This is a genomic window from Pseudomonas sp., from assembly GCF_041601375.1.
Taxonomy (GTDB): domain Bacteria; phylum Pseudomonadota; class Gammaproteobacteria; order Pseudomonadales; family Pseudomonadaceae; genus Aquipseudomonas.
In genome coordinates this window covers 21149-27437 of record NZ_JBFIIG010000040.1, presented here as the reverse complement: position 1 = coordinate 27437, position 6289 = coordinate 21149, and the positions used below count along the sequence as shown (strand labels likewise).

5 protein-coding genes are annotated in these 6289 nt (G+C 61.6%); 3 read left to right on the top strand and 2 right to left on the bottom strand.

Going from position 1 to position 6289, the window contains the following annotated elements; translation table 11 throughout:
• Positions 1 to 588: 588 nt before the first annotated feature.
• On the top strand, positions 589 to 1416 hold the full coding sequence (gene nadE, locus ABZE94_RS08115) for an ammonia-dependent NAD(+) synthetase (protein ID WP_372875026.1): 828 nt from the start codon (positions 589 to 591) through the stop codon (positions 1414 to 1416).
• A 74-nt stretch (positions 1417 to 1490) separates the two neighbouring features.
• Here the strand turns inward: nadE and dcd are convergent, their stop codons facing one another.
• Positions 1491 to 2057 carry a dCTP deaminase gene (gene dcd / locus ABZE94_RS08110; RefSeq protein ID WP_318947855.1) on the bottom strand — a complete coding sequence of 189 codons (567 nt, stop codon included), beginning with the start codon at positions 2055 to 2057 and terminating at the stop codon, positions 1491 to 1493.
• A gap of 324 nt (positions 2058 to 2381) precedes the next feature.
• Between dcd and ABZE94_RS08105 the strand changes: the two genes are divergently transcribed.
• A complete protein-coding gene (locus ABZE94_RS08105; RefSeq protein ID WP_090498617.1) occupies positions 2382 to 2591 on the top strand; it encodes a cold-shock protein in 210 nt (69 codons plus the stop codon).
• Between the two features lie 175 nt (positions 2592 to 2766).
• Here ABZE94_RS08105 and apbC read toward each other — a convergent pair whose 3' ends face one another.
• Positions 2767 to 3858 (bottom strand): iron-sulfur cluster carrier protein ApbC, encoded by a 1092-nt coding sequence (gene apbC, locus ABZE94_RS08100; RefSeq protein ID WP_372875025.1) that lies wholly within the window; start codon positions 3856 to 3858, stop codon positions 2767 to 2769.
• Positions 3859 to 4030: 172 nt separating this feature from the next.
• Between apbC and metG the strand changes: the two genes are divergently transcribed.
• A complete protein-coding gene (metG, locus tag ABZE94_RS08095) occupies positions 4031 to 6088 on the top strand; it encodes a methionine--tRNA ligase (protein ID WP_372875024.1) in 2058 nt (685 codons plus the stop codon).
• Positions 6089 to 6289 lie beyond the last annotated feature (201 nt).

Genomic DNA, 6289 nt, shown 5'->3' with positions numbered 1-6289 from the left:
TCGGGCTTGACCGTTCGTAGCGAGGGAAAGTCCGGTTTGAGGCAGTTTTGGTGCTTTTCCGAGGCGAATAGCTGGCTATTTAACGAGGGAAAGCAGCAGAAATGACCAAATCCGGCTTTTCCGCAGTAGAACAGTGTTAAGCCCGACAGGCTCCTAGACCCACACTAGCAAAGCAATTCGGTCACCGCAGGTCATTCCTCGCCGGACAGCCTTTCCAGATGTTTCAGCGCCATTCGCCGCCTGCAATGCTGTTCATTTAAGCCAAGTGAACGGATTTTCTAGCCCGGATGAAATCCGGGGGAAACTCCTGCGCCGATGTGCAGCCACGCGACGAGCGATTTCTTTGAAGTTATTGGCACTGCGCCAGCGCTCTGCGCAGACATGCATCGATTGCTTCTGCGGGATCCGAGGCGCCTGTTTTCCGCTCGAATTCCAGCCCCATGCACGGCATTGAAGATTAACTCGGCGGGCCTAGTTGGCTTATGATCCTGCGGCGAGCCACTGCCGACTGGGGCCATGCCACAACGAGCAGGCCGTCACTTGCCGACCACCATCATCCGCGTAACCGACTTGCACTAAGGAACCACCATGAGCAGCCGCCAAGCCGAGATCGCCACCGCCCTGAACGTGGTGCCCCCCTTTGCCGACGAAACCGCCCTGCTGGCAGAGATCGAACGGCGCAAAACCTTTATCAAGGATTGCCTGCGTAACGCGGGCCTGAAAGTGCTGGTGCTGGGCATCAGCGGCGGGGTCGACTCGCTGACCGCCGGGCGTCTCGCGCAACTGAGCGTGGAAGAACTGCGCCAGGAGACCGGCGACGCCGCGTATCGCTTCATTGCCGTGCGCCTGCCGCACGGCACCCAGCACGACGAGCACGACGCCCAGGCATCGCTGCAATTTATCCGCGCGGACGAAGAAGACACGGTCAATATCGCCGACAGCGTCTACGGACTCGGCGAGCAGGTCAGTCACCTGCAGAAACTCACGACGGCCCGCCGCGACTTCGTCGTCGGCAACATCAAGGCGCGCATGCGCATGGTCGCCCAGTTCGCCATCGCCAACGCCAATGACGGTCTGGTCATCGGCACCGACCATGCGGCCGAGGCGGTCATGGGCTTTTTTACCAAGTTCGGTGACGGCGCTTGCGACCTGGCGCCCCTGAGCGGCCTGGTCAAGGGCCAGGTGCGCGCCATCGCCCAGCAGCTTGGCGCACCGCAGAACCTGGTGTTCAAGGTGCCCACCGCCGACCTGGAAGAACTGCGCCCCGGCAAGCCGGACGAAGAAGCGCATGGGGTCAGTTACGCCGAGATCGACGCCTTCCTGCATGGCCAGCCGGTGCGCGACGAGGCCTATGCCATCATCACCCGCACCTACGACAACAGCCGGCATAAGCGCGAACTGCCACTGGCGCCCTGATCGCGCAAGCGCAGGCAAGAAAAAGCCGGTTTCCCCGCTGCGGGGAAACCGGCTTTTTCGATCCGGCGGTTCGATCAGGCTTTCGGCAAGGTCACGCCCAGTTGCCCCTGGTATTTACCGCCGCGATCCTTGTAGGACACTTCACACTCCTCGTCGGACTCGAGAAAGAGCATCTGCGCCACGCCCTCGTTGGCATAGATCTTCGCCGGCAAGGTGGTGGTGTTGGAAAACTCCAGCGTCACATGGCCTTCCCACTCGGGCTCCAACGGGGTGACGTTGACGATGATGCCGCAGCGCGCGTAGGTGCTCTTGCCCAGGCAGATGGTCAGCACATTGCGCGGGATACGGAAGTATTCGACGGTACGGGCCAGAGCGAAGGAGTTCGGCGGAATGATGCACACATCGCTCTTGACGTCGACGAAGCTCTTTTCATCGAAGTTCTTCGGGTCGACGGTGGCCGAATTGATGTTGGTGAACACCTTGAACTCATCGGCACAGCGCACATCGTAGCCATAGCTGGAAACACCGTAGGAGATCAGCGGCTGACTGCCTTCTACGCGCACCTGGCGCTCGACGAAAGGCTCGATCATGCCGTGCTCTTGAGCCATGCGGCGAATCCATTTATCCGATTTGATGCTCATGGCGGGCGTCCTGAATAAGCGGGTGATAAAAAGTGAACGCATCTTACCGGGGCCGGCGACAGGGTTCAAAGGCTGTCGACCAGCGTCATCGCGCAAGCCGGGCGTTGGCGCATCCGTCGCTAAATAACGGAAAGACGTACACAGCGTTCGCGCTTAGCGTTAAAAACGCGTACAGTAGCGCCACTGTGCTGCATGTGTCACCGCGAATCGCTACTTGATGCCTAGATTTCGATCCAAACATCGTCCGACTCCTAGTACTCGTTGCACTCAGTCCCGGCCTGGGCTTTTCCAGGGCTGTTATTAAAAATTGTTAGGAGACATAACATGTCGAATCGTCAGAATGGTACCGTCAAGTGGTTTAACGATGAGAAAGGCTACGGCTTTATCACTCCGCAATCCGGTGACGACCTGTTCGTACACTTCAAAGCTATCCAGAGCGATGGCTTCAAGAGCCTGAAAGAAGGCCAGCAAGTGACTTTCGTGGCCACCCGTGGTCAGAAAGGCATGCAGGCTGAGGAAGTTCAGGTTGTATAACCTGATCTAACCTCGCTTGAGAAAAAGCCCCGCCCCGTGCGGGGCTTTTTTGTGCTCAACACATCCATGTGTTTCACCCCTTCGGGGCTTGCGCGCAATAATGCTCCCGGCATTTTTGTGGGCGTATGTTTTGTGCTTACAGTAACGGCGCGCAGAGCCTGCGCGCCGCGGCCCCTCAGTCCTCGCTGACCACGATGCTCGGCATGGCCTGCACCTGCTGCTCAGTCCGGGCGATACGCGCGCCGACGTTACGGGCGATTTCCTGATAGATCATGGCGATCTGGCTTTCCGGGTCGGCGATGGTGGTCGGTTTGCCGCCGTCGGACTGCATGCGAATGGCCATCGACAGCGGCAGGGACGCCAGCAAGTCGACGCCGAACTGTGCCGCCAGCTTCTCGCCGCCGCCCTCACCGAACAGGTGTTCGGCATGGCCGCAGTTCGAGCAGATGTGCACCGCCATGTTTTCCACCACGCCGAGCACCGGGATATTCACCTTGCGGAACATCTCGACGCCCTTCTTCGCATCCAGCAGCGCCAGATCCTGCGGCGTAGTGACGATCACCGCGCCGGACACCGGCACCTTCTGCGCCAGGGTCAGCTGGATGTCGCCAGTGCCTGGCGGCATGTCGACCACCAGATAATCCAGGTCGCCCCAGGCCGTCTGGGTGAGCAACTGGATCAACGCACCGGAGACCATGGGCCCGCGCCACACCATCGGGGTGTTCTCATCGCTGAGAAAGGCCATGGACATGACCTCGACGCCATGCGCCTTGAGCGGCACGAACCACTTCTGATCCCGCACCTCGGGGCGCGTACCCTCGGCAATCCCGAACATGATGCCCTGGCTCGGCCCATAGATATCCGCATCGAGAATGCCGACCTTGGCACCTTCGCGCATCAGCGCCAGCGCCAGATTGGCGGCGGTGGTCGATTTGCCCACCCCGCCCTTGCCCGAGGCCACCGCGATCACGTTCTTCACGTTGGTCAGGGCCGGCACCTGGTCCTGGGCCTTGTGCGCCTCGATCAGGCAATCGACCTGGACCTGTGCGCTGTCGACGCCGTCGAGGTTTTCCAGGGCCATTTGCAGCATCTGCGCCCAGCCGCTCTTGAACAGGCCGGCGGCGTAACCCAGCTGCAGGCGCACCCTGACCTTGCCACCCTGGATATCCACCTCGCGCAGGCAACCGGAACTGACCGGGTCCTGATCGAGGTGGGGGTCGGTGTATTGCGACAGTGCAGCTTCGATGGCTGCGCGGGTGATGGACATAGAGGGCTCCCAGGGAAAGACCGAGAAAAACAGGCGGGTATCATAGCAGCAGCCGCAAGCAACACGGGCCAACCCCTGGAATGCAAGGCTTTTTCTTGTCGCTTCTGGCTTGTAGCTTGCCGCTTCCTTTATAGTTAGCGGCTTCCCAGTGTTACCAGTGCAGCCGATTCCCATGCCCGAAGCCCGCAAGATTCTCGTCACCAGCGCCCTGCCCTATGCCAACGGTTCGATTCACCTCGGCCATATGCTCGAGTACATCCAGACCGACATGTGGGTGCGTTTCCAGAAGCTGCGCGGCAATCAGTGCGTGTACGTCTGTGCCGACGATGCCCATGGCTCGGCGATCATGCTGCGCGCCGAGAAAGAAGGCATCACCCCGGAACAGCTGATCGCCAACGTCAAGGCCGAGCACACAGCCGACTTCGGCGACTTTCTGGTGGACTTCGACAACTACCACTCGACCCACTCCGAGGAGAACCGCGAGCTGTCGGCGGCCATCTACCTGAAACTGCGCGAGGCCGGGCATATCGCCACCCGCTCGGTGACCCAGTACTTCGACCCGGAAAAGGGCATGTTCCTCGCCGACCGCTTCATCAAGGGCACTTGCCCGAAATGCGGCGCCGAGGACCAGTACGGCGACAACTGCGAGAAATGCGGCGCCACCTACGAGCCCACCGAACTGAAGAACCCGCGCTCGGCCATCTCCGGCGCCGTGCCCGAACTGCGCGACTCCAAACACTTCTTCTTCAAGCTGCCGGACTTCGACGCCATGCTGAAAAGCTGGACCCGTGGCGGCGCCCTGCAGGATGCGGTGGCCAACAAGATCGCCGAATGGCTGGATGCCGGCCTGCAAGAATGGGACATCAGCCGCGACGCGCCCTACTTCGGCTTCGAGATCCCCGACGAACCCGGCAAGTACTTCTACGTCTGGCTGGACGCACCTGTCGGCTACATGGCCAGCTTCAAGAACCTCTGCGCGCGCACGCCCGAGCTGGACTTCGACGCCTTCTGGGCCAAGGACTCGACGGCCGAGCTGTACCACTTCATCGGCAAGGACATCGTCAACTTCCACGCCCTGTTCTGGCCGGCCATGCTCGAGGGCGCCGGCTTCCGCAAGCCGACCGCCATCGCCGTGCACGGCTACCTGACCGTCAACGGGCAGAAGATGTCCAAGTCGCGCGGCACCTTCATCAAGGCACGCACCTACCTCGACCACCTCAACCCGGAATACCTGCGTTACTACTACGCGGCCAAGCTGGCACGCGGCGTCGACGACCTCGACCTCAACCTCGAGGACTTCGTGCAGAAGGTCAACTCGGACCTGGTCGGCAAGGTGGTCAATATCGCCAGCCGCTGCGCCGGTTTCATCCACAAGGGCAATGCCGGCGTGCTGGTCGCCGGCAACGCCGCGCCCGAGCTGACCGAGGCCTTCCAGGCCGCCGCGCCGAGCATTGCCGAGGCCTACGAGGCACGCGACTTTGCCCGCGCCATGCGCGAGATCATGGGCCTGGCCGACCGCGCCAACGCTTGGATTGCCGACAAGGCGCCCTGGGCCCTGGCCAAACAGGACGGCAAGCAGGACGAGGTGCAGGCCATCTGCGCCCTGGGCATCAACCTGTTCCGCCAGTTGCTGATCTTCCTCAAGCCGGTGCTGCCGAAACTGGCCGCCGATGCCGAGGCCTTCCTCAATGTCGCGCCGTTGACCTGGGACGACCACCAGAGCCTGCTGGCCAACCACCAACTGAAGCCGTTCAGCGCCCTGCTGACCCGAATCGAGCCTGCGAAAATCGACGCCATGATCGAAGCCTCCAAAGAAGACCTCGCCGCCAGCGAAACCGGCCACACGCCCCAGGAGAACGCTCCCCGAGACAACGGCGAGCTGGCAAAAGACCCGTTGGCGGCCGAGATCGCCTTCGACGCCTTTGCCGCGGTTGATCTGCGCATCGCCCTGATCGAGAAGTGCGAGTTCGTCGAAGGCGCCGACAAGCTGCTGCGCCTGACCCTGGACATCGGCGGCGCCAAACGCAACGTATTCTCTGGAATCAAGAGTGCCTACCCCGACCCGAGCCAGCTGGAAGGCCGCCTGACCCTGTACGTGGCCAACCTGGCCGCACGCAAGATGAAGTTCGGCATCAGCGAAGGCATGGTCCTGGCGGCCGGCCCCGGCGGCGAGGAAATCTACCTGCTCAGCCCGGACAGCGGCGCCAAGCCGGGCCAGCGGGTCAAATAGACGCACCCGACAGAGATGCCCATAACGCCGCGTAGGTTGGCCCGGACCACCCTGACTGAGCTCCACGAAGCCCGACAAAGCTGATTCTGTTGGGCTTCGTTCCTCAGCGCCAACCTACGATGCGCGACAGCTGCGCTTCCCGGACAGGCTTCTAATCTTATGTCGGCCCCTCAGGAACAGTGATCCGGCTTGTGTGGCCGG